A 25674-nucleotide genomic window follows, 5' to 3' on the forward strand; every position below is an offset into this window, starting at 1 on the left:
TGTGAGCAAGGGCGATGCCCAGCAGTTGTTGAGAGCCTATCCGGACTGGGTCGATTTCATCGACGCCGGCGCGTTGGCACGGGGCCGCAAGTATGCGGCGCAGGGGCGCATCCGCATCCTGGCGCTTCACGCTACTGAGGTTGAAGCGGTCTGCACGGGTTCTGCGGGCCAGGCGTACAACCAGGAAATCAAACTGGTCCTCAACCGGGGAGAGCTTCGTGTCTTTGGCAGTTGCAACTGCCCGGTACGGGTGAATTGCAAGCACTGCATCGCCGCACTCCTGCATCTGGAGAACGATGGCAGCGGGCGTGAGCCTCCGGTTAGCCAGGCGCAAGCTGCGTTATCGCTGCCACCGGACCTGAATCAGTGGGTGCAGGCCCTGGAATCACCCGCACAGCCTGCGGCCAGCCACGAACCTGTGCGCAAAGGCCCGGCAATCTACTACCAGATCCGCAAGGACCAGGAGCACTATCGACTCGAACCGGTCAAGGGCACACGGCAGGCCGACGGCTCACTGAAGATCGGCCGCATCACCTCGATGCCTGAGATGATCTATTACACCCCCCGCTACGTTACCGACGACGATGCGCGGCTCTTGCGCCTGATCGATGCCCGCAGCCCGACCATCACACCAGTGGTGCAACTGGAGGGCAAACAGGGCGCTGAAATCTTTAGCTACGCTTTGGCAACTGGCCGTCTTCTGATCGAAGACGACCCTGAACCACTTGCCTACGGGCCTCAACTGCATGCTGACTTCCGCTGGGTCAGGCTGGACAATGGCAGCTACCGAGGCGCTTGGTACCATGATGATCATCTGCAACTGCAGGTGCTGCCCCTCGAACCTCTACATTATCTCGACGGGCAGTCGCACAAGACTGGCATCCTGAACCACGACCTCGACCCCTTCATCGCCAGCCAGCTTGCACGCGCCCCAGTGGTGCCGGAACACCTGGTCGTGCCTCTGAGCCATCGACTGAACGCCTTGAATCGCCAAGTCCCCACACCGACCGCCGTGAGCACCGAACAGATCGAAAACATTGCACCAAAAGGTCGGCTGACCCTAGGCAGCCTCGAATTCAGCGCCTACGTGCCCAAGACCGGCCGCATGCAGCGCCAGATGCAGCACCGCGCGGCGCTGTCTTTCGACTATGACGGCCTGCGCGCCAACGGCAGCGACGACAAGCCGCTGACCCGCCTGGTCGACGCCACCAGCCAACGTATCCGCCGCCAGCCCCAGGCCGAGCAGGCGCTGCGCAAGAGCCTGCGCGACCTGGGCTTCAAGCCCGCCACCCGGCAAAGCAAGGCCCTGCCCGACAGCGCCGGCGAAATGCTTCAGCTGCCCGACGACGAAGCCTGGCTGCGTTTCGCCCGCGAAGGCCTGCCGCGCCTGCGTGAGGCCGGCTGGGACATCGACACCCACCGCGACTTCGCCTTCAACCTGCAGGACGTGGACGACTGGTACGCCAGCATCGATGAAGCGCCGGGCCACGAATGGTTCGACCTGGAGCTGGGCATCGTCGTCGAAGGCCAGCGCCACAGCCTGTTGCCGATCGTGCTGCAGCTGCTGCGCAGCAACCCCGAACTGCTGCGCCCCAGCGAGCTGGCCCGACGCAGTGACGACGAGCACCTGCTGATCGACCTCAACCGCGGCCGCGTGGACAGCCCTGCGCTGCGTGTCGCCCTGCCCTACGGGCGGATCAAGTCGGTCATGGGCACCCTCGGAGACTTGTACCTGCATGAGGACAGCGCTGGCCCCGCTCTGCGCATGGACCGCGCCGACGCAGCACGCCTGAACGACATCGAACACCTGCCGCTGCACTGGGAAGGTGGCGCTCATCTACGCGACCTCGGCCGGCGCCTGCGCGATGCACGCGACCTGCAAGTTGAACCGCCCGCCGCGCTCAACGCCACGCTGCGCCCTTATCAACAGCAGGGCCTTAACTGGCTGCAAGCGTTGCGCGAAATGGGCACTGGCGGCATTCTTGGCGACGATATGGGCCTGGGCAAAACGCTGCAAACCCTGGCCCATTTGCTGTTGGAAAAGCAGAACGGGCAGCTGACCCACCCTGCCTTGGCGGTCATGCCGACCAGCCTGATCCCCAACTGGCTCGACGAAGCCAAGCGCTTCGCCCCTGACCTGCGCGTGCTGGCCCTGCACGGCCCGGGCCGCAGCAAGCATTTCACCAAGCTGGATGAGTTCGACCTGGTATTGACCACCTACGCCTTGGTACCACGCGACCTCGAACACCTGCGTGCGCAGCCCTGGAGCGTGCTGGTGCTGGACGAGGCGCAGAACATCAAGAGCAGCACCAGCAAGGCCGCCCTCGCTGTCTGCGAGTTGGAGGCCAATCAGCGCCTGTGCCTGACCGGCACGCCGATGGAAAACAACCTGGGCGAGCTGTGGTCGATCTTCCACTTCCTCATGCCCGGCTGGCTGGGAGACGTCAAACGCTTCAATCAGGACTATCGCACCCCGATCGAGCGCCATGGTGACGCCGAACGCCTTGCCCACCTGGTGACCCGCATCCGCCCGTTCCTGCTGCGCCGGACCAAGGAGCAGGTGGCCACCGAGCTGCCCCCCAAGACCGAGATGGTCCACTGGGTCGAACTCAGCGATGCCCAGCGTGATACTTACGAGGCCGTGCGTGTGGCCATGGACAAGAAGGTGCGCGACGAAATCGCCCGCAATGGCGCAGCGCGCAGCCAGATCGTGATCCTCGATGCCCTGCTCAAGCTGCGCCAGGTGTGCTGCGACCTGCGCCTGGTGAAAGGGGTCGAGACCAAGGGCAACCAGGCCGACAAAGGCAAGCTCGGCGCGCTGCTGGAAATGCTCGAAGAGCTGCTCAGCGAAGGCCGCCGGGTGCTGCTGTTTTCCCAGTTCACCTCGATGCTGGCGCTGATCGAGCAGGAGTTTGAAAAGCGCAAGATTCGCTACAGCCTGCTCACCGGCGACACACGTGACCGGCGCACGCCGGTACAGCAATTCCAGCAGGGCGACAGCGAAGTGTTTCTGATCAGCCTCAAGGCTGGCGGCGTAGGGCTGAACCTGACCGCGGCCGACACGGTGATCCACTTCGACCCGTGGTGGAACCCGGCCAGCGAGAACCAGGCTACCGACCGCGCTTATCGCATCGGCCAGGACAAGCCGGTGTTCGTGTTCAAGCTGATCACACGCGGCACGGTGGAGGAGAAGATCCAGCAGTTGCAGCAGGAAAAAGCGGCGCTGGCGGCGAGCTTGCTCGATGGTGGGGAGGCTGGGCAGTGGCGTCTGGGGGACGAGGAAATCGAGGCGTTGTTTGCGCCGTTACCAGGAAAGCGGGGGCGTTAGTACCGGCCTCTTCGCGGGCAAGCCCGCTCCCACAGGTTCAACACCGCCATTGAGAACGGTGCTGTATCTGTGGCAGCGGGCTTGCCCGCGAAGAGGCCGGTGTGATCAGTCGACCAACTGCGCCTCGCGCAACGCTCCCATCGCCTCCAGCCAGCGCGGCTGCTGGCGATAATCGGTACGCGCAAAGCCCTGCCCACGCATCCGCGCAATCCGCGGCGATGGCGTGACTTTCAGCCGCTGCGCCGCGCCCAACGCCAGCTCCGCCGCTGCCCGGTCGTTGCACACCAGGCCCATGTCGCAACCGGCACTCAGCGCCGCTTCGATGCGATTGGCCGCATCGCCGACCACATGCGCACCGGCCATGGACAGGTCATCACTGAAGATCACCCCGTCAAAGCCCAGCTCACCGCGCAGGATATCCTGCAGCCAACGACGGGAGAAACCGGCAGGCTGATTGTCGATTTGTGGATAGATGACATGCGCCGGCATCACCGCCGCCAACTGGCCGCTCAAGCGGGTGAACGGTACTAGGTCGGCCTGACGCAGCTGCTCAAGGCTACGCTCGTCAGTTGGAATCGCGACGTGCGAGTCCGCCTCGGCCCAGCCGTGGCCTGGGAAGTGCTTGCCACACGCCGCCATGCCTGCGGCGTTCATGCCACGGATGAACGCGCCGGCCAATTGCGTCGCACGCTGCGGGTCGCCCTCGAAGGCACGACTGCCAACCACGGCACTGCGCTGGTGATCGAGGTCGAGCACCGGGGCAAAGCTCAGGTCGAGGCCGACCGCCAGGACCTCGGTAGCCATCAACCAGCCACACTGTTCCGCCAGGAGGTCGGCATTGGCGTTATCGGCGATCGCGCGCATCGCCGGCAGGCGCACGAAGCCCTGGCGCAGGCGCTGCACCCGCCCACCTTCCTGGTCGACAGCCAGAATCAGATCGGGACGTATGGCGCGGATCGACGCGCACAGCTCACGCACCTGGCGCGGGCTTTCGATGTTGCGGGCAAAGATGATCAGGCCGGCCACTTCCGGCTGGCGCAGGAGCTGGCGGTCTTCGGCGGTCAACCATTTACCGGCGATATCCACCATCAGGGAGCCTTGCAGGCTGGCGGTCATAGGCAATCCTTCATTGCAGACTTAAAGAAGCCCACTGGGGGCATGCGGCCTCGTCGATGCGCACCGGACAATGCGCCGGGACACGCTCGAACAGGCTAAGCAGATCGGTGTTGCGCAGGCGTATGCAGCCATGGGACAGCGGAATGCCCAAGGGTTCCGTGTCGGGCGTGCCATGCAGGTAGATATGGCGACGGAACGTGTCCACTGCACCCAGGCGATTGATGCCTGGCTCGCAGCCACTCAGCCAGAGAATGCGCGTGAGTATCCAGTCACGCCGGGGGTGTTGCCCATGCAATTCGGGCGACCAGACCTCACCCGTCCAGCGCCGCCCGCTCAGCACGGCATTGAGCGGCAGGCCCGCACCGATCATCGCGCGCACCTGGTGCAGACCGCGCGGCGTGCAACCCGAGCCGTTGCGCTCACCGCCGCCTCTGCGCGCGGTGGACACGTCAAGGCGCAGGCACAGCCGCCCGTGGGCAAAGCCATAAAGGCGCTGGTCGGCGAGGGAGATGTGCAGGAAATCGAGGTCTGGCATGGGCGCTAGCTTAGCCGAAGCGCCCTGTCCCGCCCAGCCTTCAGGCCTTGGCCGTGGTGCTGCCAGTCTTGCTGCGCGGGCGCAGCTGGGCGGCGGCCATGGCGTCGTCGGTCACACCGCTGTCGGCGCGCATGCCGGCGGCCAGGAATGGCACCATCAGGCGCATGACCTGCTCAATGGACGTATTGATACCGAAATCGGTTTCGGCAATGGCACGCAGCGCCTTGATACCGGACATGCTGAAGGCTGCGGCACCGAGCATGAAGTGCACGCGCCAGAACAACTCGATCGGCGGAATGCGCGGCGCGGCTTCGTTGACCAGCAGCATGTAGCGGCGGAACACCTTGCCGTACATGTCTTCCAGGTAACGCCGCAAGTGCCCCTGGCTCTGGCTGAAGGCCAAGCCCAGCAAACGCATGAAGATCGACAGGTCGTTATTGCTCCGCGGTTGCACCACCAACGCCTGCTCCACCAGCATTTCCAGCAGCTCTTCGAGACTCGGCTTCTGGTCAGGCTTGGCCTGGCGACGCTCCAATTCGCGGTCGAGGCTGGCGCAGAACGGCCCGAGGAAACGCGAGAAGACCGCCTGGATCAACGCTTTCTTGGAGCCGAAATGGTAGTTGACCGCCGCCAGATTGACACCAGCCTTGCTGGTAATCAGCCGCAACGAGGTTTCCGCGAACCCTCGCTCTGCGAACAGCTGCTCGGCAGCATCGAGAATGCGTTCAACGGTTTCCGATTGGGCCATGACCACTCCGCCAGACAGACAAACAAACAGGTGTTTGAAACATACGTTTCAGTCCTGCCGATGTCAAGGCTCGGTGACTGTGCGGTCGCCATTAGAAAGCCCCGAGATGCAAGCTGCAAGCGGTAGATCGGGGTGAGAGGCTTTTTCTTGCTGCTTTAAGCTTGCAGCTCATCCAGTACTGTATATAATCCCAGTCACTGTATAAAAAGACAGAGCGCCCGCCATGTTGAAACTGACGCCACGCCAAGCCGAAATCCTGGCCTTCATCAAACGCTGCCTCGAAGACAACGGCTTCCCGCCGACGCGCGCGGAGATCGCTCAGGAGCTGGGCTTCAAATCGCCAAACGCCGCTGAAGAGCACCTCAAGGCTCTCGCGCGCAAAGGTGCCATCGAGATGACCCCCGGGGCTTCACGCGGGATCCGCATTCCAGGCCTCGAAGCCAAAGCCGAAGAAAACGGTTTGCCGATCATCGGCCGGGTCGCTGCCGGTGCGCCGATCCTCGCCGAGCAGCATATCGAGCAGTCCTGCAACATCAACCCGACCTTCTTCCACCCCCCTGCCGACTACCTGCTGCGGGTGCACGGCATGAGCATGAAGGACGTCGGCATCTTCGACGGTGATCTGCTGGCGGTGCACACCTGCCGCGAGGCTCGCAACGGCCAGATCGTCGTCGCCCGGATCGGCGATGAAGTCACCGTCAAGCGCTTCAAGCGCGAAGGCAGCAAAGTCTGGCTGATCGCCGAAAACCCCGAATTCGCCCCCATCGAAGTCGACCTGAAAGATCAGGAACTGGTGATCGAGGGTTTGAGCGTCGGCGTTATTCGCCGCTGATCCAGGAGGCGTCATGCAGCAGTTCGTCCAAGCACAACAGCAGATTCAGCTTCCGCTGTTCGAAGCGTTCCTTGCCCAACCGGTACTGCCGGGCCTGAAGGCCAGCGAGCAGGCACGCAAGCACAGCCAACCGGCCCAGTTCAGTGAATTATCCCTGCGTGGCGCTCCCGAACATTGCCAGAGCCTGCTGGCACCGGTTCTGCGCGAACTGAGCGAAGAGGAAGAAGCGCGCTGGCTGACGCTGATCGCCCCGCCCGCCAGCCTGACCCAAGCCTGGCTGCGCGAAGCCGGCCTCAACCGCGAACGCATCCTTCTGCTGCAACCGCGTGGCAATCAGAGCGCCCTGCAACTGACCTGTGACGCCTTGCGTCTTGGCCGCAGCCATACCGTGGTCAGCTGGCTAGGCAGCGTCAATGCCACCGCCCGGCAACAGCTGCTGCGTGCTGCCAGCGCCGGAAACGCACAAAGCCTGAACATCCGCCTCGGCTGATGTTCAGGCTTTGCCTGCATTCGAGTAAAACTGGGTATCAGTGAAGTACGCGCGGCCCTTCGTCGCGCTCCAGTTCGCCATCCATAAGGCGACCTGCCATCTGCACACCGACGCTCAGCATGGCCTTGGCGACCTCGACATGTTGGCCCTGCAGAAACACCTTGGCGTCTTCCGAGAAATCCAGGGTTACCAGGGAGCCTTCATCCTCGGCGCGACGCAGTTCGATCCGGCCATCAGGCAACTCGACAATTTCCAGAAAAGACGTAGACATAAAGGGCTGTTCTCCGCGAAAGGCCAGCATTGTACCAGCCACGGCGGCTATCAGCACTCACTCAACGCGTCACGGAAACGTCTCACCAAGCCTTTAAGATTATTCCGCCAGCTCTCCAGCTCGTGCCGCGACAGCCCAGGCTGCTCGATTTCGTCTAGATTGACGGCCTGAATCAGTGGCTGGGTGACATCGGTTTTTGCGGTTTTTGTCGCGACCGGTGGTCGGAACAAATCGGCATAAGCACTGAGCAACTGCGCCAACCAAGTCTCCCGCTGCCTGGCCAACTCCAACAACTCCGCAACTTCGGGGATGGCAATGCCATTGAGGGCGTCGTCGGCTAGCGCTTGCTCCACACTGGCTGCAATCGGCAGGCGGTAGAAGCCCCCAATCTCATGGCACAACCCCAGCAACGCCCCGTACAGATGGAACAGCGCCGCTTCACGCTCGGCCTGAACCAAACCCTGGGCGTTCATGGCTTGGCTTTCAGTCGCCTTGACCATGGATTCAAGGGCGAGGCCCGCAAAGAAGAGTTTCTGGTTGGTGCGGGTGTAGAGTTCCTGGGCCATCTCGAGTGACCTCCCTAAGGCAGCAAGGCGAATACCTGCAGTTTCAAGGATCGGGATGTACTTGTCACCAATGAAATGGGGCCGCGTAGCGGCCCCATTTATCGATCAGAACGATCAGCGCTTGTCTTCAACCTTCCAGCCGCTGCCGTCGTAGAAGGCCTTCCAGCCGGTAGGCTTGCCATCGACCTCGGACTGCACGTACTGCTCCTTGGTCTTGCGGCTGTAGCGGATCACCGCGGGACGGCCATCCGGATCCTTCTGCGGCGCCTCGCACAAGAAATGGTACTTCGGATCGATCTCATGCTTGTGCGGCACGATCTCCAGCACCAGCGGTGCGCGAGTTTCGCGGTTCTTCGGGAACTGACTGGCAGCCAGGAACAACCCCGAAGCACCGTCACGCAGCACGTAGGTATCGTCGACCTTCTCGCACTTGAGCTCAGGCATGTCCACCTTGTCCATCTTCGGTGGCGCCGCCTCACCGCTCTTGAGCAGTTTGCGAGTGTTCTTGCACGTCGGGTTGGTACAGCCAAAGAACTTGCCAAAACGGCCGGTCTTGAGCTGCATCTCGCTGCCGCACTTGTCGCACTCCAGGCTCGGCCCTTCGTATCCCTTGATGCGGTAGCTGCCCTCTTCGATCTCGTAGCCGACGCAGTCCGGGTTGTTACCGCAGATGTGCAGCTTGTGCTTCTCGTCGAGCAGGTACGCGTCCATCGCCGTGGCGCAGATCGGGCAGCGGTGCTTGCCCAGCAGCACGCGCGACTCCGATTCACCCTCGTCGTCCGCGGCAATTTCATCGCCCGGCACCAGGTTGACAGTGGCCTTGCAGCGTTCTTTCGGCGGCAGGCTGTAGCCAGAGCAACCGAGGAATACACCCGTGGAAGCGGTACGGATCATCATCGGCCGGCCACATTCCTTGCACGGAATGTGGGTCATGGTCGGCTGGTTGGCGCGCATGCCGCCTTCCGCCGATTCGGCAGTCTGCAGCTTCTTGCTGAAATCGCCATAGAACTCGTCCAGCACGTTCTTCCAGTCACGCTCGCCCTGGGCCACGTCGTCGAGGTTCTCCTCCATGCCGGCGGTGAACCCGTAGTCCATCAGGTTGGCGAAGCTTTCAGAAAGACGTTCGGTAACGATGTCGCCCATCTTCTCGGAGTAGAAACGGCGGTTGTGCAGCGTGACGTAGCCACGGTCCTGGATGGTGGAAATGATCGCCGCGTAGGTCGATGGGCGGCCAATGCCGCGTTTTTCCATTTCCTTGACCAGGCTGGCTTCGGTGAAGCGCGCCGGTGGCTTGGTGAAGTGCTGGCTCGGGTCGATCTGGATCAGCTTGAGTGATTCGCCCTGGACCATTTCTGGCAGTACGTCGTCCTCGCCCGGCTTGCTTTGTTGAGGCAGCACGCGGGTGTAACCGTCGAACTTGAGGATGCGACCTTTGGCGCGCAGCTCAAAGTCGCCCGCCGCCACGGTGACGCTGGTGGACAAGTACTGGGCCGGCGGCATCTGGCAGGCAAGGAACTGGCGCCAGATCAGCTCATACAGCCGCTCGGCGTCACGTTCCATGCCGTTGAGTTTGGTCGGATGGGTATTGACGTCGGAAGGACGAATCGCTTCGTGCGCTTCCTGGGCACCCGCCTTGCTGCCGTACACCACTGGCGCTTCCGGCAGGTATTGCTTGCCGAATTCGCGCTCGATGTAGCTGCGCGCCATGTCCAGGGCGTCGGCCGACAGGTTGGTCGAGTCAGTACGCATGTAAGTGATGTAACCCGCTTCGTAGAGTCGCTGGGCCATCATCATGGTCTTCTTCACCCCGAAGCCCAGGCGGTTGCTCGCCGCCTGCTGCAGGGTGGAGGTGATGAACGGTGCCGACGGCTTGCTGCTGGTCGGACGGTCTTCACGCTTGAGCACGCTGTAGCTGGAGGCCTTGAGCTTCTCCAGCGCGGCCATGGCCTGGGCTTCGTTGAGCGGCTTGAAAGCTTCGCCCTTCTCACGCGCCACTTCGAAACGCACCTTGGCATTTTTGCCGGTACCGAGGTCGGCGTGCACTTCCCAGTATTCTTCCGGGATGAAGGCGCGGATCTCGCGCTCACGCTCGACCACCAGCTTCACCGCCACCGACTGCACACGCCCGGCCGACAGGCCGCGGGCGATCTTGGCCCATAGCAGCGGCGAGACCATGTAGCCCACCACGCGATCGAGGAAGCGCCGCGCTTGCTGGGCGTTGACACGGTCGATGTCCAGCTCGCCCGGCTGCGAAAACGCATCCTGGATGGCTTTTTTGGTGATTTCGTTGAACACCACGCGCTTGTAGCGGGTGTCGTCGCCGCCGATGGCCTCGCGCAGGTGCCAGGCGATGGCTTCCCCCTCGCGGTCCAAGTCGGTTGCGAGATAGATGGTGTCGGCATCCTTGGCCAGGCGGCGCAGCTCTTCGATCACCTTTTCCTTGCCAGGCAGGATCTCGTACTTGGCCTTCCAGCCGTGCTCGGGGTCGACGCCCATGCGTGCCACCAGCTGACGCCGGGACTTTTCTTTCGGCGAAAGGGCCGGAGCCTCACCCGCAGCCTTGCCCCGCTTGGCAGCCGGCTCTTTGCTGGCGCTGGCCGAACCGCTGGTGGGGAGGTCACGGATGTGGCCGATACTCGACTTCACCACGTACTGGTTGCCCAGGTACTTGTTGATGGTCTTGGCCTTGGCCGGGGATTCCACAATGACCAGCGATTTGCCCATGGATCGGAGTATTCCTGAATCTGAAGATGAAAAACGCGTCAGGTGCCGGACGCGGCACCGCTATATATAGTGGCGAAACAGTGAGGTCAAGCGCAGTCGATCATTCGTGCGCCTTGCCAAGCAGTTCCGGCAACCCCGCTTCGGCCTTGACCAAAGCAAAGCGTGGCACCTGCTCGCCGTCAACCTCGACGGACTCCTGGAACATCGACAGTGGCCGCACCCAGAAGCTGTAATCACCATACAGGCATTGGTAGAAGACCATCCACTCTTCGCTCTCGGAGTGCCGTGCGACACTGAAGACACGGTACTCAGGCCCTTTGTAATGCCGGTATACGCCTGGTTGTATCTGCATGTCGCCTTTCCTCTTGAAACAAAATCTGTAAAAAACAAAAACCGGGGCACAGGGCCCCGGCTGCTGCCTTGCAACGCGATCAGACGCGTTCGAAGACCGTGGTAATGCCCTGGCCGAGGCCGACGCACATGGTGGCGACACCCAGGGTACCGCCATTCTGCTTCATGACGTTGAGCAGGGTGCCGGAAATCCGTGCACCCGAGCAACCGAACGGATGGCCCAAAGCGATGGCGCCGCCGTGCAGGTTAACCTTCTCATTCATCTTGTCGAGCACTTTCAGATCTTTGAGCACTGGCAGGGCCTGTGCGGCAAAGGCTTCGTTGAGCTCGATGAAGTCGATGTCGGCCATGGTCAAACCGGCGCGCTTGAGGGCTTTCTGGGTCGACGGCACTGGGCCGTAGCCCATGATTGCCGGGTCCACACCCGCGACGGCCATGGAACGGATTACCGCCAATGGCTGAATGCCGAGGTCCATCGCGCGCTGGCCAGACATGACGATCATGCACGAAGCGCCGTCGGTGATCTGCGACGAGGTACCAGCAGTGACGGTACCGCCTTTGGGGTTGAACGCTGGCTTCAGCGATGCCAGGCCTTCGAGGGTGGTTTCCGGGCGAATGGTCTCGTCGAAGTCGAAGACCTTCAGGAAACCGTTCTCGTCGTAGCCCTGCATCGGGATGATCTCATCCTTGAACTTGCCTTCGACCGTCGCCTTGTGGGCGAGTTGATGCGAACGCACGCCGAACAGGTCTTGCTGCTCACGGGTGATGCCGTGCATCTTGCCAAGCATCTCGGCGGTAAGGCCCATCATCCCGGAAGCTTTGGCGGCGTGCAAGGACAGGTGCGGGTTGGGGTCGACGCCATGCATCATGCTGACGTGGCCCATGTGCTCGACACCACCGACCACGAACACGTCGCCATTGCCGGTCATGATCGCCTGGGCGGCAGTGTGCAACGCACTCATCGACGAGCCGCACAGGCGGCTGACAGTCTGGGCGGCCGAGGTGTGCGGGATCTGGGTCATCAGCGAGGCCATGCGGGCGATGTTCCAGCCCTGCTCCAGGGTCTGGTTGACGCAGCCCCAGATCACGTCCTCGACTTCTTTCGGGTCGACCTTGCCATTGCGCTCAAGCAACTTGCTGATCAGGTGCGCCGACATGTCTTCGGCGCGGGTGTTGCGGTGCATGCCACCCTTGGAGCGGCCCATCGGGGTGCGACCGAAGTCGACAATCACGACGTCTCTTGGATTCAGGCTCATATCAAATTTCTCGCTCTAGCTCGTTGACCACTCAGTTGAAGAAGCGCTGGCCGTTCTTGGCCATTTCACGCAGCTTCGCGGTCGGGTGGTACAGCGGCCCAAGGTCGGCGTACTGGTCGGCCAGGGCAACGAATTCAGCCACACCGATCGAGTCGATGTAGCGCAGCGCACCACCGCGGAACGGAGGGAAACCAATGCCGTAGACCAGGCCCATGTCAGCTTCGGCAGCGGTCTCGACGATGCCGTCTTCCAGGCAGCGCACGGTCTCCAGGCACAGCGGGACCATCATCCAGTTGATGATGTCCTCATCAAGGACTTCACGCTGCTCGAAGACGACGGGCTTGAGCACGTCGAGCACGGTGGCATCGAAGACTTTCTTCGGCTTGCCGCGCTTGTCGGTCTCATAGGCGTAGAAGCCTTTGCCGTTCTTCTGACCCAGGCGGTTGGCCTCGTACAGGGCATCGACAGCGGAGCGACGGTCGTCCTTCATACGGTCCGGGAAGCCATCGGCCATCACGTCACGACCATGGTGGCCGGTGTCGATGCCCACCACGTCCATCAGGTAGGCAGGGCCCATCGGCCAGCCGAACTTCTCCATGACTTTGTCGATACGTACGAAGTCGACACCGGCGCTGACCAGCTTGGCGAAGCCGCCGAAGTACGGGAACAGTACGCGGTTCACCAGGAAGCCCGGGCAATCGTTGACCACGATCGGATTCTTGCCCATCTTCTTGGCGTAAGCCACGGTGGTGGCAACCGCCACTTCACTGGACTTCTCGCCACGGATGACCTCCACCAGCGGCATCATGTGCACCGGATTGAAGAAGTGCATGCCGACGAAGTTTTCCGGCCGCTTGAGCGCCTTGGCCAACAAGTTGATGGAGATGGTCGAGGTGTTGGAGGCGAGGATCGCATCCGCCTTCACCTGGCCTTCCACTTCCGCCAGCACGGCCTGTTTGACTTTCGGATTTTCGACCACGGCCTCGACGACGATGTCGACGTTGGCGAAATCACCGTAGGACAGGGTTGGACGAATGGCGTTGAGTGCCTCGGCCATTTTCGCCGGGGTCAGGCGACCTTTTTCGACGCGATTGCCGAGCAGCTTGGAAGCCTCGTTCAAGCCCAGCTGGATGGCGTCTTCGCGGATGTCCTTCATCAGGATCGGCGTGCCCTTGACCGCCGACTGGTAGGCGATACCGCCGCCCATGATGCCGGCGCCGAGCACGGCAGCCTGCTTCACGTCGCGAGCGATTTCGTCGTGGGCCTTGGCCTTGCGCTTGAGCTCCTGGTCATTCAGGAACAGACCGATCAGGCTTTCGGCGACCGAGGTCTTGGCCAGCTTGGCAAAACCCGCGGCTTCAACTTCCAGGGCCTTGTCACGGCCAAAGTTGGCGGCTTTCTGGATGCTCTTGATGGCTTCGACCGGGGCCGGGTAGTTCGGACCGGCCTGGCCTGCGACGAAGCCCTTGGCGGTCTCGAAGGCCATCATCTGCTCGATGGCATTGAGCTTGAGCTTTTCCAGCTTTGGCTGGCGCTTGGCCTTGTAATCCAGCTCGCCGCTGATGGCGCGCTTGATCAGGTCCAGGGCACCGGCCTGCAACAGCTCAGGCGCAACCACGGCGTCGACGGCACCGACTTTGAGGGCGTCTTCGGCACGGTTTTCCTTGCCGGCGGCGATCCACTCGATGGCGTTGTCCGAACCGATCAGGCGTGGCAGGCGCACGGTACCGCCAAAGCCCGGGTAGATGCCCAGTTTGACTTCCGGCAGGCCGATCTTGGCGGTGCTGGACATGACCCGGTAGTCGGCCGCCAGGCACATTTCCAGGCCACCACCCAGCGCGATGCCGTTGATCGCGGCAACGGTCGGCACTTCGAGGTCTTCGAAGGCATTGAAGATGCGGTTGGCTTCCAGGTTGCCGGCGACCAGCTCGGCCTCGGGCAGCTTGAAGTTGTCGACGAACTCGGTGATGTCGGCGCCGACGATGAACACGTCCTTGCCACTGCTGACGATCACGCCCTTCACCGAGGCGTCGGCCTTGATGGCATCGACGGCCTGGCGCAGCTCGTCCAGGGTCAGGCGGTTGAACTTGTTGACGGACTCACCCTTGAGGTCGAACTTCAGTTCGACGATGCCACTTTCAAGAGCCTTAACCGTGATGGCTTTACCTTCGTAAATCATCAACTGATCTCCACGATATGGAAGCTGAACTGTACACGCCGATCGCTGGTGGAAAGCAGCCGTTCGCTGCCCTTGCCCAGGCACACCCGTCAGCGCGCTAGTCGGAACTATGAATGAGCGGTGTGACATACAAACGCTCAATTCATACGCCCGTTTGATTTGGGTATGCACACATTCTCCGAAAAGATCGGCGTTGTCAAATGATCTAAAGCACCGTGAAAACGCGACTTTCCGGTCACTTTGTATCGTCCTGGTACAAATCATGGTGACAGTGATTGCCGATCATTCATGTCAGCGATTGACCACATAGAAAGCCTGCCGCTGCATTTTTTTCATGCACCGCCCCACAGGATGGCTACACTGCGACTGGCTTGAAGAAATTCCCGGCCTGCCTGGCCTTTTCTGCGCGGCAGAAACGACAAAGCGGCAACCTGGCACCTACCCTCATTGGGGTGCTGCCAGGTTGCCGCTTTGTCGTTATGGAGGCGTTAAGCGAGGGTTTCGAAGGCGTGGGCAATATCCTGCAACACAGATTTATCGCCACGCTCGCTCCAGTACAGGGCAATCATGCGCTTATCGGCTTCGACCTTGTAGACGGTTGCAGGCAGCCGCGTGAACACCTCGTTCAGGCGCGGTTCTTCACACACTTCACGCCACTGGTTCCACCACACCCCTGGGCTGACCTGCCAGTAACACCAGCTGTCCTCGCGCCCCCGACTGCGCCCGCGGTGGTACTGCGGGCATGGGCTCGGCGGCTCTTTTTCCAGCCAGTGCGGCCACTGCTGCGGCGCCAGCTGCATGGCCAAACCCATGCGCCGCGCTTCCAGGCGCAGGCTCATCTGCTCACCCTGCTTGCGCGACTGGCGCAGCCAGGCGAACGGGCTGAGAATCAGCGCAAGGATTGACACCACCAGCAATACCGTCATATCTGTAGATCCCATAAAGCGTTGCAAATGAGCGGGTTACTCGGTTTCACGGAAGATCCGCCCGAAAGCGACCATACTTCTACTATCGCGATTGTCAGGAGTACTGCACATGTCCTATGAACATCTTCTGGTCGCTGTCGACCTGACCGAAGAATGCGACCCGGTGATCAAGCGCGCCAAGGCAATTGCTCTGGCGAGCGGCGCGAAGGTATCACTGGTCCACATCGTCGAGCCCATGGCCATGGCCTTTGGCGGTGACGTGCCGATGGACCTGTCGCAGTTGCAACAGCAGCAGTTCGACCAGGCGAAGGAGCGCATGGAGCGTCTGTTCAACAAATACCCGGATATCAATCGTGGCGATTCGCATCTGGTCTATGGCCAGCCGCGCCAGGAAATCCACCAACTGGCCAAAGACCAGAAGTGCGACCTGATCGTGGTCGGCAGCCATGGCCGGCATGGGCTGGCGCTTCTGCTGGGATCTACCGCCAATGACGTGCTGCACGGCGCGCCGTGCGATGTGCTGGCGGTGCGGTTGCAGAAGAAGGAATGATCTAGCCTGCACCGGCCTCTTCGCGGGACAAGCCCGCTCCCACAGATACTATGCACACCTTGTGATTTGTGCAGTACCTGTGGGAGCGGGCTTGCCCCGCGAAGAGGCCGGTGCAGACTAAAAGCAAATCAACCTTCCAGCTCAGCCCAGCGCTCTACCAAGGCATCCAGCTCGCCCTGCATCTGCTCCAGCTTCGCCAGCACCGCTGCGGTTTCCTCGATAGGCCGCTGATAGAAGCCCGGTGCAGCAACCTCTTCCTGAGCCACTGCCATACGCTGCTCGACTGCGTCGATCTGCCCAGGCAGCATCTCCAGCTCACGCTGCAGCTTGTAGCTGAGTTTTTTCTTCGACGCATCGGCCACGGCTGCCACTGGAGCTGTTGCGGCTTGCACTTCCTGCTTCTCGACCACCGCACTGTTGAGCTCGGACTTGCCGCTCTTGCTCTCGGTCACGCCCAACAGCCGCGGCGAACCGCCCTGACGAATCCAATCCTCATAGCCGCCGACATACTCGCGCACCTTGCCCTCGCCTTCGAACACCAGGGTGCTGGTGACGACGTTGTCGAGGAAGGCCCGGTCGTGGCTGACCATCAGTACGGTGCCCTTGTAGTTGGACAGCACTTCTTCCAACAGCTCGAGGGTTTCCACATCCAGGTCGTTGGTCGGTTCGTCCAATACCAGCAAGTTGGCTGGTTTACTGAACAGCTTGGCCAGCAGCAGGCGCGCACGCTCGCCACCCGACAGCGCTTTGACCGGTGTGCGGGCACGCTGCGGGCTGAACAGGAAATCGCCGAGGTAGCTGAGCACGTGGCGGTTCTGGCCGTCGATTTCGATGAAATCGCGGCCTTCGGCCAGGTTGTCGATCACGGTCTTTTCCAGCTCAAGCTGGTGGCGCATCTGGTCGAAGTAGGCCACTTCCAGCTTGGTGCCGCGCTCAACCTTGCCAGAGGTGGGTTCCAGGTCGCCGAGCATCAGCTTGAGCAACGTAGTTTTGCCGGTACCGTTGGCACCCAGCAGGCCAATACGGTCCTGACGCTGCAGAACCATGGAGAAGTCCTTGACCAACATAGGACCTTCGGCGTGATGGAAACTGACGTTTTCCAGCACCATGACCTGCTTGCCGGACTTGTCCGCCGCCTCGATCTGGATGTTGGCCTTGCCCTGACGCTCCCGGCGCTCACCGCGCTCTACACGCAAAGCCTTGAGTGCACGCACACGGCCTTCGTTGCGGGTACGACGGGCCTTGATGCCCTGGCGAATCCACACCTCTTCCTGGGCCAGGCGCTTGTCGAACAGCGCATTGGCGGTCTCTTCGGCCGCCAGCGCCGCTTCCTTGTGCACCAGGAAGCTGGCGTAATCGCCGTTCCAGTCGATCAGCCCACCGCGGTCCAGTTCGAGGATCCGCGTGGCCAGGTTCTGCAGGAAGGAACGGTCGTGGGTGATGAACAGCACCGCACCGTTGAAGCCGCGCAGGGCCTCTTCGAGCCAGGCGATGGCACCGATGTCCAGGTGGTTGGTCGGTTCATCGAGCAGCAGCAGGTCGGGTTCCGAGACCAACGCCTGTGCCAGCAGCACACGGCGGCGCCAGCCACCGGACAGCTCGGCCAGAGTCTTGTCGGCCGGCAGTTGCAGACGGCTCAAGGTGCTTTCCACCACTTGCTGCAAGCGCCAGCCATCACGGGCTTCGAGCTCGTGCTGGACGTGCATGAGCTTGTCCAGGTCGTCGTCGCCCTGGATGTTCTGGCTGAGGTGATGGAACTGCGCCAGCAACTCGCCAACGCCATCCAGGCCTGCGGCCACCACGTCGAACACCGTCCGCTCATCAGCGACCGGCAGCTCCTGCGGCAACTCGCCGATCTTGAGGCCGGGGGCGCGCCAGATCTCACCGTCATCGCCTTTCTGCTCGCCCTTGACCAGGCGCAGCATGCTCGACTTACCGGTGCCGTTGCGGCCGATGATGCACACCCGCTCGCCACGGGCGATCTGCCAGGACACTTTGTCCAGCAGCGGCATCGCGCCGAATGCAAGCGACACATCGCTGAATTTGAGCAGGGTCATGTTCGTCTCCAGAAAGCGGGCGCGCATTCTACCTGAGTTGGGCCATTCCGGCATTAAGTTGACTGCGCTGCCAGGGCATTGCGACATCCGGTCGATGTTAATGCCTTGATACAAGCGCAGTGCTTTCACCCGTAGCCGGCAAACGGCTAAGCTAACGCAATAGCTTCCAACAGTGCTGGCATCGCCGTCACTTTCCCATGGTTCAAACGCCCGGACGTATCATGCGCAGCCGCCTGTTACAGATTGCCTCCTGCCTGCTGCTTAGCGCCGCCACCGCCAGTGCGGCGCAGGCCATCGACCTCTCACAGCAACGTCAGTACTACGACGAGGCCAAGCGCGCGCTGGCCAAGGGCGACAAGGGCCCTTACCTGCGTTACTCCCAGGCCCTGCGCGACTACCCGCTCACGCCCTATCTGGCCTACGACGAACTCACCGCGCGCCTGAAAAGCGCCAGCAACGAGGAAATCGAAGGTTTCCTGGCCAAGCATGGCGACCTGCCCCAGGCCAACTGGATGAAGCTGCGCTGGTTGCGCTGGCTGGCCGAGCGTGGCGAGTGGAATACATTCGTCAAATACTACGACCCCAAACTCAATTTCACCGAACTGGACTGCCTCAACGGTCAGTACCAGCTGAGCCACGGCAAGCGAGCCGAAGGCTACGCCAGTGCCGAAAAGCTGTGGAACGTGGGCAAGTCGCAACCGGCCGCCTGCGACACCTTGTTCGGCATGTGGGCCGCCGAGGGGCAGCTGACGGAGGCCAAACGCTGGAATCGCGCAAAGCTGGCAGCCCAGGCGCGCAACTATACCCTCGCCAACAACCTGGTCAGCTCGCTCACCACCCTGGCCCCACAGGGCCGCCTCTTGGTCGATGTGGCGCAAAAGCCCGAGCTGCTGAACCAGCCGTCGCGCTTCACCCCGGTCAATGAAGCCATGTCCGACGTGGTCAGCCTGGGCCTTCGCCGCCTGGCCCGCCAGAACCCGGAGCGCGCCATGGCGCTGCTCGATGACTACGCCCAGCGCATGCATTTCTCCCGCGACGAGAAGGTCGCCATTGCCCGCGAGATCGGCCTGACCTTGGCGCGCCGCTACGACCCGCGCGCCCTCGACCTGATGACCCGTTACGACCCGGAGCTGCGCGACAATACCGTTAGCGAGTGGCGTCTGCGCCTGCTCCTGCGCCTTGGCCGCTGGGAGGACGCCTACGAGCTGACCAAGCGCCTGCCGCAGGACCTGGCCAGCAGCAACCGCTGGAAGTATTGGCAGGCGCGCAGCCTGGAACTGGCGCAGCCGAACAACCCGCAGATCCCCCAGCTGTACAAGATGGTGGCGCGCGAGCGTGACTTCTATGGTTTCCTCGCCGCCGACCGGGCGCAGACACCGTACCAGCTGAACAATCGACCGCTGGTGCTGAGCCCGCAACTGGTCAAAAAAGTGCGCAATACCCCGGGCGTCCAGCGCGCCCTGGAGTTTCACGCCCGCGGCCAGATCGTCGATGGCCGTCGCGAGTGGTATCACGTCAGCCGCCACTTCAACCGCGACGAGATGGTTGCCCAGGCGCGCCTGGCCTATGACCTGCGCTGGTACTTCCCGGCCATTCGCACCATCAGCCAGGCGCAGTACTGGGACGATCTGGACATCCGTTTCCCGATGGCCCACCGCGACACCCTGGTGCGTGAGGCCAAGGTACGCGGGCTGCATTCGAGCTGGGTGTTCGCCATCACCCGCCAGGAAAGCGCCTTCATGGAGGATGCACGCTCCAGCGTGGGCGCCAGCGGCCTGATGCAGCTGATGCCGGCCACCGCCAAGGAAACCGCGCGTAAGTTCAGCATTCCACTGGCGTCACCGCAGCAGGTGTTCAACCCGGACAAGAACATTCAGCTCGGCGCGGCCTACCTGAGCCAGGTGCACGGCCAGTTCAACGGCAACCGAGTACTGGCCTCGGCAGCCTATAACGCAGGCCCAGGGCGCGTGCGCCAGTGGCTCAAGGGTGCCAAGCACTTGAGCTTCGATGTGTGGGTGGAATCGATCCCGTTCGACGAGACGCGCCAGTACGTACAGAACGTGCTGTCGTACTCGGTGATCTACGGGCAGAAGCTCAATTCACCGCAGCCGTTGGTGGATTGGCACGAGCGGTATTTCGACGATATGTGAATCAGTTCCGCCCCCTTCGCGGGGCAAGCCCGCTCCCACAGGTGCTCACTAGTTTCAGATTCAGTGGCAAACTGTGGGAGCGGGCTTGCCCCGCGAAGAGGCCAGCACCAACAAGCACTATTCCAGCACTTCTACGTCCATCCCCACCTCAACCCGCCCACTGCCATCCACCGCCAGGTTCTGCCCGAACAGAATATCCCCTTCCTTTTCCCGGAAGGTCTTCAGCGTGGTCAATGGCTCACGGTCCAGACTGCGCTCCCCAGTTGCAGGATCAAGCGTGGTTAAAATGCAACGCACGCTGGGCTTGAGCACGCGAAACTCCAGCTCGCCAATACGAATCCGCTTCCAACCATCTTCGGCAAACGGCTCAGCCCCCTGCACGACCAGATTCGGGCGAAATCGCAGCATCTCCATAGGGCGGCCAATCCGCCTGCTTAGCTCATCGAGTGAGCCTTGCCCTATCAGCAACAACGGAAACCCATCGGGGAACGCCGCCCGATCACTGTTCAAGCCATAACCGCTGGGCAAGTAGCGTGCTCGTTGTTCCGGGCAATAAACCAGACGCACAGGCTTACCGAGCAACTGCGACAACCAGGCCGCCGCTGCGTCGCCGCCATCGGGCACGCGCAGGGTGTCACGCCAGATCGTCACACCGCGCAGGTCATCATCGGCAGGTGGCAGCGCCACGTGCAACGGCTCCATCCCCGTAGCCTCCAGCAACAACCCGCCATCCGGACCGTCGCTCGCCTTGAGCCGGCCAAGCAGCGGCCAGGCGCGCTGGGTAAGAAAGCGGCCATTCTCTTCCTCGACCACCATCCAGCGTCGATCACCCAGCAATCCCAGGTGCCCCACCGACGAACCCTGCAGGCGTTGCGCCTGCCCCGACTTCACCGGATAACGATACAACTCACTCAGATACATCCCTGCCTGCCTCGTGCCACGCCAAAAGCCGAGCTTAAACCCGGTAGGCGGAGAGATCACGCAGTGGTTGTATCCAGGAGCAGGCGTTGCTTGACCACATCGACAAGGCGATCAGGCTGGAACTTTGAGAGAAAATTGTCACAGCCGACCTTTTTGACCATGGACTCATTGAAGCTGCCAGACAGCGAGGTATGCAGCACCACGTAGAGCTTGCGCAGACGCGCATCATTGCGGATTTCGGTAGTCAGCCGGTAACCGTCCATTTCGGGCATCTCTGCGTCGGTGAACACCATCAGCAGTTTTTCGCAGACATCCTCGCCCGCATCGGCCCAGCCCTTGAGCATACGCAAGGCTTTCAACCCATCACTGGCCACGTGCAGTTTCACCCCCAGTTGCGACAGGGTGTCGCGCAGTTGCGCCAGGGCCACGCTGGAGTCGTCCACCAGTAGCACTTCCCGTCCACGGGCGCGGGCTAGGACCGGGTCGGCGAGCTTGTCGTTGGACACCTTTGCGCTGTAGGGCACGATCTCGGCCAGCACCTTTTCCACGTCGATCACTTCCACCAGCTTGTCCTCCACCTTGGTGATGGCGGTCAGGTAATGCTGGCGGCCGGCACTGGTAGGCGGCGGCATAATGGCTTCCCAGTTCATGTTGACGATACGGTCGACCCCGCCCACCAGGAACGCCTGCACCGAGCGGTTGTACTCGGTAACGATGATGGTGCTGTCCGGCCCAGGGGTCAGCGGCCGCATGCCGATGGCCTGAGACAGATCGATCACTGGCAAGGTCTGCCCACGCAGGTTGACCACGCCACAGACGAAAGCGTGGCGCTGGGGCATCAAGGTCAGCTTGGGCAATTGCAGCACTTCCTGCACCTTGAATACGTTAATGGCGAACAGCTGACGTCCTGCCAGACGAAACATCAGGATTTCCAGGCGGTTCTCACCCACCAGTTGCGTGCGTTGGTCTACCGTGTCGAGAATGCCAGCCATTGGAAAAAGCCCCGGGAAATGTCAATTGATCCATCTAGTATCGGCGGCTCGCAGCGCAGCTTGACCCTTGAATGAAAATGCCGCTTAGGTAATTGATATCACATTACCATCATGCTTTACTGGGCAAGTCCCAACTTGGATCCATTGCTGGGGCAACCTGTCGCACCTTAGCCCCCATCAGGGAAACCCCTAGCGGCAATCAGGTGCAACCTGATATTCGCGATATCCATTAGCCATTAATGTGACGCCATTCTCACTGCATGAATGGAGTCAGGCTTTTGCTAGCGATCGACATGGCTTGGCCATCCCCCGCTCCCGCCCTGCGCGCCGGAGCCTCATGATGGAAAGCACAGCCTTCAACAGCAGCGCACTGCAAGAGTTCTTGCTGGATGCGCAAGTCTTGCTGACCCAGTCTCAGGAATGCCTGCAGCACCTTGAACTGATCGACAACGACCCCGACGCCTGCCATTGCCTCGACAACGCCCTCGATACCCTCGCCCGGCGCGCCAGCGGCCTGGGCTTGCTCGAAGTGGCGCATTACACCTGTGCGCTGCAGCAGCTGCTCGCCCCGGCATGCCGACACTTGCACCTGCACAGCAAGGCCCTACCTGCGCTGTCTGCATGCTTGACCTTGCTGGCGTGGCAACTGGAACTGGTCGACAAGCAAACCGGGCGACTGGCCCTCGATGCCAGTGAACAAATCGCTCTGCTGGCCGAACTTGCAACCACGCTGGATCAGCCGCTACCGCAAACGTGTGCGCCTTGCCACGACACCGCGTGCATTCACCCGCACAAGGCGGACCCCGCCTTGTCCAGCCTGCCAACTCAGGCGCACTAGCGGGCGCTTTTATCGTGCAACTAAGTGCATTATTCAAGAACAACGGAGAAGGAACTTGCCCGGCGCTGCAAGTTCCGACGCTTGCACGCTTATTGCTGTCAGAAACGTTGGATTTACTACAGCCTTCATCGGCGCGCGCAATATCACTTGGCCACCCAGCAGCCCCCGGAAACCCTGAGGTTTCAAAGCATTACCCAGCCGCGACCAGAGCAGCACGAAGTGTTACCATGCGCACTAACTAGCATTGGCCACCCGTATCTCGGCGATTGTTGAAAGCACCTTGCCAAGCCCTGGGCAAGTCAGGTGCAAGGCCTCCATCAGCAAGAATTCAGTGGCATCCCATCTATGCTCCCACGCTTGAAGATCCCTCTGCGTTGCCGTTCCCGCGCCCCCTTGCTGCGTTGGGCGACCGCATTGCTGTGCGTGGCTTCGCTGTCGGCCAACCTGCTGCTGTGCCTCAGTGGCCAAGCACTGCCTGTCAGCCTGTTATTGCTGCAATTGGCAGCCATGCTCGGGGTCGGCTGGCACCTGAGCCACGGCGCACGCTCGATCAGCCTGCGCCCGGCAGAGCTGGCCGACCGCATGCTCAAGGTCCAGGAAAGTGAACGTCAGCACTTGAGCCGTGAACTGCATGACGACATCGGCCAGTTGCTCACCGCCGCCAAACTCCAGCTGGAATGGATGCAAAGACGGCTGCCGAGCGATTTGCAGGCGCACTGCGGCGGTCTGCGCAGCACCCTTGAAGATACCTTGAGCAAAGTGCGCGACGTCTCCGCCATCCTCAATCCCCGGCAACTGGCCAGCCTGGGCCTGGAAGCCAGCCTACGCGCGCATTTGGTGCGCACCCTGGCAAGCACCGACATGCACTGGAGCCTGGAGTGCCATCAGCGCCTGGGCGGTATTTCCGAAGATGTGGCCATGGCCGCCTTCCGCATTACCCAGGAAGCGCTCACCAATATCCTGCGCCATGCCAAGGCGCGCAACTTGATTGTCCGCCTGCAGCGCAGCCCTGCGGGGCTGTTGCTGTCGATTCAGGACGATGGCCAGGGCTTCATCCCTGCCGTCAACCCGGCCGAGGCAGGCCAGCGCGGCATGGCTGGCATGCAGGAGCGCGCCACAGCACTGCAAGGCAACCTGGAAATCACTAGCCAGCTCGGCCTGGGCACGCGGATCGAGGTGTTGTTCCCGTGGCCACCGCGCACCCACGAACGCGCCAGGACCCCTGCTTCCCGATGACCTCCAGACTGCTGCTGATAGATGACCATTCACTGATCCGCGCCGGAGTCCGCGCGCTGGTTTCCGACATCCCGGGCTACGCCGTGGTGGGCGAGGCCGATGATGGCGACCAGTTGCTTGAGCAGGTTCAGCAACTGGCGCCCGACATCGTGTTGCTGGACATCTCCATGCGCTCGACCAGCGGCCTCGATGCCCTTACCCTGCTGCGCGCCACTGGCAATACCTGCAAAGTGCTCATCCTGTCCATGCACACCGACCCAGACATGATCATGCGGGCCCTGGAGAGCGGCGCCCACGGCTACCTGCTCAAGGATGCCACCGCAACCGAGCTTGAGCAGGCCCTGGCCGCGTTGCGCAATGGCGAGCGCTACCTCAGCCCCGCCATTGCCCACACCGTTATCAACCAGGCCCTGATGCGGTCGCAGCAGGGCATGCAACCCAACGCCGACCGCCACAACCTGACCGCTCGGCAGCTGGAAATCCTGCGTTTGATCGTGCGCGGCAAATCCACCCGCGAGATCGCCGCCGGCCTTGGCCTTTCGATCAAAACCGTCGAAACCCATCGGTCGCAGATCATGAAACGCCTGCAGATCTACGACGTCGCCGGTCTTGTGCTATTTGCCGTACGCGAAAAAATCATCAGGCTGGACGACTGAGCAGCGGCGAGTTCGGCGGCAAGTGCACCCGCAACGCCGCAGGCACGGACTCGAAGCGCAGGCTCTCGGCCTGCAACGGTTCGCCGTCAAGGTTGATGTCCAGGCCTTGGGAGCTCTTGATTTCGACCCAGGGCAAACGCGCACGCACGAACAACCCTTCCCCGGCCAACAGGTCGCGCAGCGCGCCGACCATTTCCTGTGGTGCTGGCAGAATGGCAATGTCGAGCAAGCCGTCATCCACCACTGCCTCGGCGCACAACACTTGCCCGCCACCGGCTTGTCGACCATTGCCGATGCCCAGTGCCAGCAAGTCGCCTTGCCATTGGAAGTCCGGGCCGGTCAGTTCCACCGAGGCGGCCTGCAGTTCGCTGAAACGTGACAACCCGGTGAACAGGTAGGCCGCCGCACCCAGCACTTTCTTCAGGTCTTCGGACGTGTTGGCCGTGACCTGGCTGCCGAAACCGCCCGTGGCCATGTTCAGGAACAGTTGGTCGCCTACCTTGCCCAGGTCGATCGGCCGTGCCGGCAGGTCCAACAGCGCCAGGGCTTCGGCCGGCTGTAACGACACCCCGGCGGCCTTGGCGAAGTCATTGGCGGTGCCCAGCGGCAGCAACGCCAGGCTAGCCTCGGTGTCGGCCTGGCCCATGGCTTCAGCCACATCGCGCAACGTCCCATCACCGCCCCCCGCGACCACATGGGTGTAGCCGGCCGCCAATGCTTCATCGACCAGCCGCTGTGCATCACCCGCCTCCCAGGTCACCCGAACATCCAGCGTCCAACCACGCTCGCGTTGCGCGACCACGGCCTTGCGCACCTCTTCGTTCATCGCCTGCTTGCCATGCAGGATCACTATCGCCTTGCGCATCGCGCTTCTCCATGGGGACCGATCAGTCAAAATCTCGACCATCGCCAGGGGCATAATGCTGCATGCAGCGGAAAAATAATCGCCAAA

The 25674-nt window shown here is 61.9% G+C and carries 22 protein-coding genes; 8 read left to right on the forward strand and 14 right to left on the reverse strand.

Going from position 1 to position 25674, the window contains the following annotated elements:
* Window position 1 precedes the first annotated feature (1 nt).
* Window positions 2-3328: a DEAD/DEAH box helicase gene (locus ACZ6YA_RS07305; protein ID WP_465896469.1), complete on the forward strand. Its 3327-nt coding sequence runs from the start codon at window positions 2-4 to the stop codon at window positions 3326-3328.
* A 105-nt stretch (window positions 3329-3433) separates the two neighbouring features.
* On the opposite strand, the gene nagZ is transcribed toward ACZ6YA_RS07305, so the two are convergent.
* The 3 genes from nagZ to ACZ6YA_RS07320 are packed head-to-tail and all read right to left on the reverse strand — an operon-like array spanning window position 3434 to window position 5727.
* Window positions 3434-4432 carry a beta-N-acetylhexosaminidase gene (gene nagZ / locus ACZ6YA_RS07310; RefSeq protein WP_465896707.1) on the reverse strand — a complete coding sequence of 333 codons (999 nt, stop codon included), beginning with the start codon at window positions 4430-4432 and terminating at the stop codon, window positions 3434-3436.
* A 22-nt stretch (window positions 4433-4454) separates the two neighbouring features.
* On the reverse strand, window positions 4455-4979 hold the full coding sequence (locus tag ACZ6YA_RS07315; RefSeq protein WP_465896470.1) for a L,D-transpeptidase family protein: 525 nt from the start codon (window positions 4977-4979) through the stop codon (window positions 4455-4457).
* A 40-nt stretch (window positions 4980-5019) separates the two neighbouring features.
* Window positions 5020-5727, reverse strand: a complete 708-nt coding sequence (locus ACZ6YA_RS07320; protein ID WP_465896471.1) for a TetR/AcrR family transcriptional regulator — start codon at window positions 5725-5727, stop codon at window positions 5020-5022.
* Between the two features lie 223 nt (window positions 5728-5950).
* On the opposite strand from ACZ6YA_RS07320, the gene lexA reads away from it, so the two are divergent.
* Together lexA and sulA are read left to right on the forward strand one after the other, a co-directional pair.
* A complete protein-coding gene (gene lexA, locus ACZ6YA_RS07325; RefSeq protein WP_403132785.1) occupies window positions 5951-6559 on the forward strand; it encodes a transcriptional repressor LexA in 609 nt (202 codons plus the stop codon).
* A gap of 13 nt (window positions 6560-6572) precedes the next feature.
* On the forward strand, window positions 6573-7049 hold the full coding sequence (gene sulA, locus ACZ6YA_RS07330; protein ID WP_465896472.1) for an SOS-induced cell division inhibitor SulA: 477 nt from the start codon (window positions 6573-6575) through the stop codon (window positions 7047-7049).
* 37 nt (window positions 7050-7086) lie between these two features.
* Here sulA and ACZ6YA_RS07335 read toward each other — a convergent pair whose 3' ends face one another.
* From ACZ6YA_RS07335 to ACZ6YA_RS07365, 7 genes are all read right to left on the reverse strand, one after another.
* Window positions 7087-7320, reverse strand: a complete 234-nt coding sequence (locus ACZ6YA_RS07335) for a hypothetical protein (RefSeq protein WP_003248777.1) — start codon at window positions 7318-7320, stop codon at window positions 7087-7089.
* Window positions 7321-7370: 50 nt separating this feature from the next.
* A complete protein-coding gene (locus ACZ6YA_RS07340; RefSeq protein WP_465896473.1) occupies window positions 7371-7886 on the reverse strand; it encodes a DUF6586 family protein in 516 nt (171 codons plus the stop codon).
* Between the two features lie 114 nt (window positions 7887-8000).
* A complete protein-coding gene (topA, locus tag ACZ6YA_RS07345; RefSeq protein WP_465896474.1) occupies window positions 8001-10610 on the reverse strand; it encodes a type I DNA topoisomerase in 2610 nt (869 codons plus the stop codon).
* Window positions 10611-10710: 100 nt separating this feature from the next.
* Complete coding sequence (locus tag ACZ6YA_RS07350) at window positions 10711-10962, reverse strand: DUF1653 domain-containing protein (RefSeq protein WP_465896475.1); 252 nt, start codon at window positions 10960-10962, stop codon at window positions 10711-10713.
* Between the two features lie 79 nt (window positions 10963-11041).
* Window positions 11042-12217 carry an acetyl-CoA C-acyltransferase FadA gene (gene fadA, locus ACZ6YA_RS07355; protein WP_465896476.1) on the reverse strand — a complete coding sequence of 392 codons (1176 nt, stop codon included), beginning with the start codon at window positions 12215-12217 and terminating at the stop codon, window positions 11042-11044.
* A gap of 31 nt (window positions 12218-12248) precedes the next feature.
* Window positions 12249-14396: a fatty acid oxidation complex subunit alpha FadB gene (fadB, locus tag ACZ6YA_RS07360; RefSeq protein WP_465896477.1), complete on the reverse strand. Its 2148-nt coding sequence runs from the start codon at window positions 14394-14396 to the stop codon at window positions 12249-12251.
* Between the two features lie 488 nt (window positions 14397-14884).
* Window positions 14885-15322, reverse strand: a complete 438-nt coding sequence (locus tag ACZ6YA_RS07365; protein WP_465896478.1) for a hypothetical protein — start codon at window positions 15320-15322, stop codon at window positions 14885-14887.
* Window positions 15323-15431: 109 nt separating this feature from the next.
* On the opposite strand from ACZ6YA_RS07365, the gene ACZ6YA_RS07370 reads away from it, so the two are divergent.
* A complete protein-coding gene (locus tag ACZ6YA_RS07370; protein WP_465896479.1) occupies window positions 15432-15872 on the forward strand; it encodes a universal stress protein in 441 nt (146 codons plus the stop codon).
* Between the two features lie 128 nt (window positions 15873-16000).
* On the opposite strand, the gene ACZ6YA_RS07375 is transcribed toward ACZ6YA_RS07370, so the two are convergent.
* Window positions 16001-17929: an ATP-binding cassette domain-containing protein gene (locus tag ACZ6YA_RS07375; protein WP_465896480.1), complete on the reverse strand. Its 1929-nt coding sequence runs from the start codon at window positions 17927-17929 to the stop codon at window positions 16001-16003.
* A 221-nt stretch (window positions 17930-18150) separates the two neighbouring features.
* Between ACZ6YA_RS07375 and ACZ6YA_RS07380 the strand changes: the two genes are divergently transcribed.
* Window positions 18151-20079, forward strand: coding sequence for a transglycosylase SLT domain-containing protein (locus ACZ6YA_RS07380; protein ID WP_465896481.1), 1929 nt, complete (start codon window positions 18151-18153; stop codon window positions 20077-20079).
* Window positions 20080-20196: 117 nt separating this feature from the next.
* Here ACZ6YA_RS07380 and ACZ6YA_RS07385 read toward each other — a convergent pair whose 3' ends face one another.
* Entirely contained in the window at window positions 20197-21000 is an 804-nt protein-coding gene (locus ACZ6YA_RS07385) for an MOSC domain-containing protein (protein ID WP_465896482.1), read from the reverse strand.
* A gap of 56 nt (window positions 21001-21056) precedes the next feature.
* On the reverse strand, window positions 21057-21992 hold the full coding sequence (locus tag ACZ6YA_RS07390; RefSeq protein WP_465896483.1) for a chemotaxis protein CheV: 936 nt from the start codon (window positions 21990-21992) through the stop codon (window positions 21057-21059).
* A gap of 340 nt (window positions 21993-22332) precedes the next feature.
* On the opposite strand from ACZ6YA_RS07390, the gene ACZ6YA_RS07395 reads away from it, so the two are divergent.
* The 3 genes from ACZ6YA_RS07395 (at window position 22333) to ACZ6YA_RS07405 (ending at window position 24722) form a co-directional block, all read left to right on the forward strand.
* Complete coding sequence (locus ACZ6YA_RS07395; protein WP_465896484.1) at window positions 22333-22830, forward strand: histidine kinase; 498 nt, start codon at window positions 22333-22335, stop codon at window positions 22828-22830.
* Window positions 22831-23175: 345 nt separating this feature from the next.
* On the forward strand, window positions 23176-24066 hold the full coding sequence (locus tag ACZ6YA_RS07400; protein ID WP_465896485.1) for a sensor histidine kinase: 891 nt from the start codon (window positions 23176-23178) through the stop codon (window positions 24064-24066).
* Complete coding sequence (locus tag ACZ6YA_RS07405) at window positions 24063-24722, forward strand: response regulator (RefSeq protein ID WP_465896486.1); 660 nt, start codon at window positions 24063-24065, stop codon at window positions 24720-24722. The genes ACZ6YA_RS07400 and ACZ6YA_RS07405 overlap by 4 nt, the downstream gene beginning before the upstream one ends.
* On the opposite strand, the gene yegS is transcribed toward ACZ6YA_RS07405, so the two are convergent.
* Window positions 24706-25587 carry a lipid kinase YegS gene (yegS, locus tag ACZ6YA_RS07410; RefSeq protein ID WP_465896487.1) on the reverse strand — a complete coding sequence of 294 codons (882 nt, stop codon included), beginning with the start codon at window positions 25585-25587 and terminating at the stop codon, window positions 24706-24708. The genes ACZ6YA_RS07405 and yegS overlap by 17 nt on opposite strands.
* Between the last annotated feature and the right edge of the window lie 87 nt (window positions 25588-25674).

It is taken from the genome of Pseudomonas sp. NPDC090752, from assembly GCF_055584805.1.

Coding starts and splice junctions, on each gene's coding strand:
- sulA (WP_465896472.1), top strand. CDS start 6,573: ATGCAGCAGTTCGTCCAAGCACAACAGCAGATTCAGCTTCCGCTGTTC.
- ACZ6YA_RS07390 (WP_465896483.1), bottom strand. CDS start 21,992: ATGGCTGGCATTCTCGACACGGTAGACCAACGCACGCAACTGGTGGGT.
- ACZ6YA_RS07340 (WP_465896473.1), bottom strand. CDS start 7,886: ATGGCCCAGGAACTCTACACCCGCACCAACCAGAAACTCTTCTTTGCG.
- ACZ6YA_RS07370 (WP_465896479.1), top strand. CDS start 15,432: ATGTCCTATGAACATCTTCTGGTCGCTGTCGACCTGACCGAAGAATGC.
- yegS (WP_465896487.1), bottom strand. CDS start 25,587: ATGCGCAAGGCGATAGTGATCCTGCATGGCAAGCAGGCGATGAACGAA.
- ACZ6YA_RS07400 (WP_465896485.1), top strand. CDS start 23,176: ATGCTCCCACGCTTGAAGATCCCTCTGCGTTGCCGTTCCCGCGCCCCC.
- ACZ6YA_RS07350 (WP_465896475.1), bottom strand. CDS start 10,962: ATGCAGATACAACCAGGCGTATACCGGCATTACAAAGGGCCTGAGTAC.
- ACZ6YA_RS07335 (WP_003248777.1), bottom strand. CDS start 7,320: ATGTCTACGTCTTTTCTGGAAATTGTCGAGTTGCCTGATGGCCGGATC.
- ACZ6YA_RS07395 (WP_465896484.1), top strand. CDS start 22,333: ATGGAAAGCACAGCCTTCAACAGCAGCGCACTGCAAGAGTTCTTGCTG.
- ACZ6YA_RS07315 (WP_465896470.1), bottom strand. CDS start 4,979: ATGCCAGACCTCGATTTCCTGCACATCTCCCTCGCCGACCAGCGCCTT.
- ACZ6YA_RS07320 (WP_465896471.1), bottom strand. CDS start 5,727: ATGGCCCAATCGGAAACCGTTGAACGCATTCTCGATGCTGCCGAGCAG.
- ACZ6YA_RS07365 (WP_465896478.1), bottom strand. CDS start 15,322: ATGACGGTATTGCTGGTGGTGTCAATCCTTGCGCTGATTCTCAGCCCG.
- topA (WP_465896474.1), bottom strand. CDS start 10,610: ATGGGCAAATCGCTGGTCATTGTGGAATCCCCGGCCAAGGCCAAGACC.
- lexA (WP_403132785.1), top strand. CDS start 5,951: ATGTTGAAACTGACGCCACGCCAAGCCGAAATCCTGGCCTTCATCAAA.
- fadB (WP_465896477.1), bottom strand. CDS start 14,396: ATGATTTACGAAGGTAAAGCCATCACGGTTAAGGCTCTTGAAAGTGGC.
- ACZ6YA_RS07405 (WP_465896486.1), top strand. CDS start 24,063: ATGACCTCCAGACTGCTGCTGATAGATGACCATTCACTGATCCGCGCC.
- fadA (WP_465896476.1), bottom strand. CDS start 12,217: ATGAGCCTGAATCCAAGAGACGTCGTGATTGTCGACTTCGGTCGCACC.
- ACZ6YA_RS07380 (WP_465896481.1), top strand. CDS start 18,151: ATGCGCAGCCGCCTGTTACAGATTGCCTCCTGCCTGCTGCTTAGCGCC.
- ACZ6YA_RS07375 (WP_465896480.1), bottom strand. CDS start 17,929: ATGACCCTGCTCAAATTCAGCGATGTGTCGCTTGCATTCGGCGCGATG.
- ACZ6YA_RS07385 (WP_465896482.1), bottom strand. CDS start 21,000: ATGTATCTGAGTGAGTTGTATCGTTATCCGGTGAAGTCGGGGCAGGCG.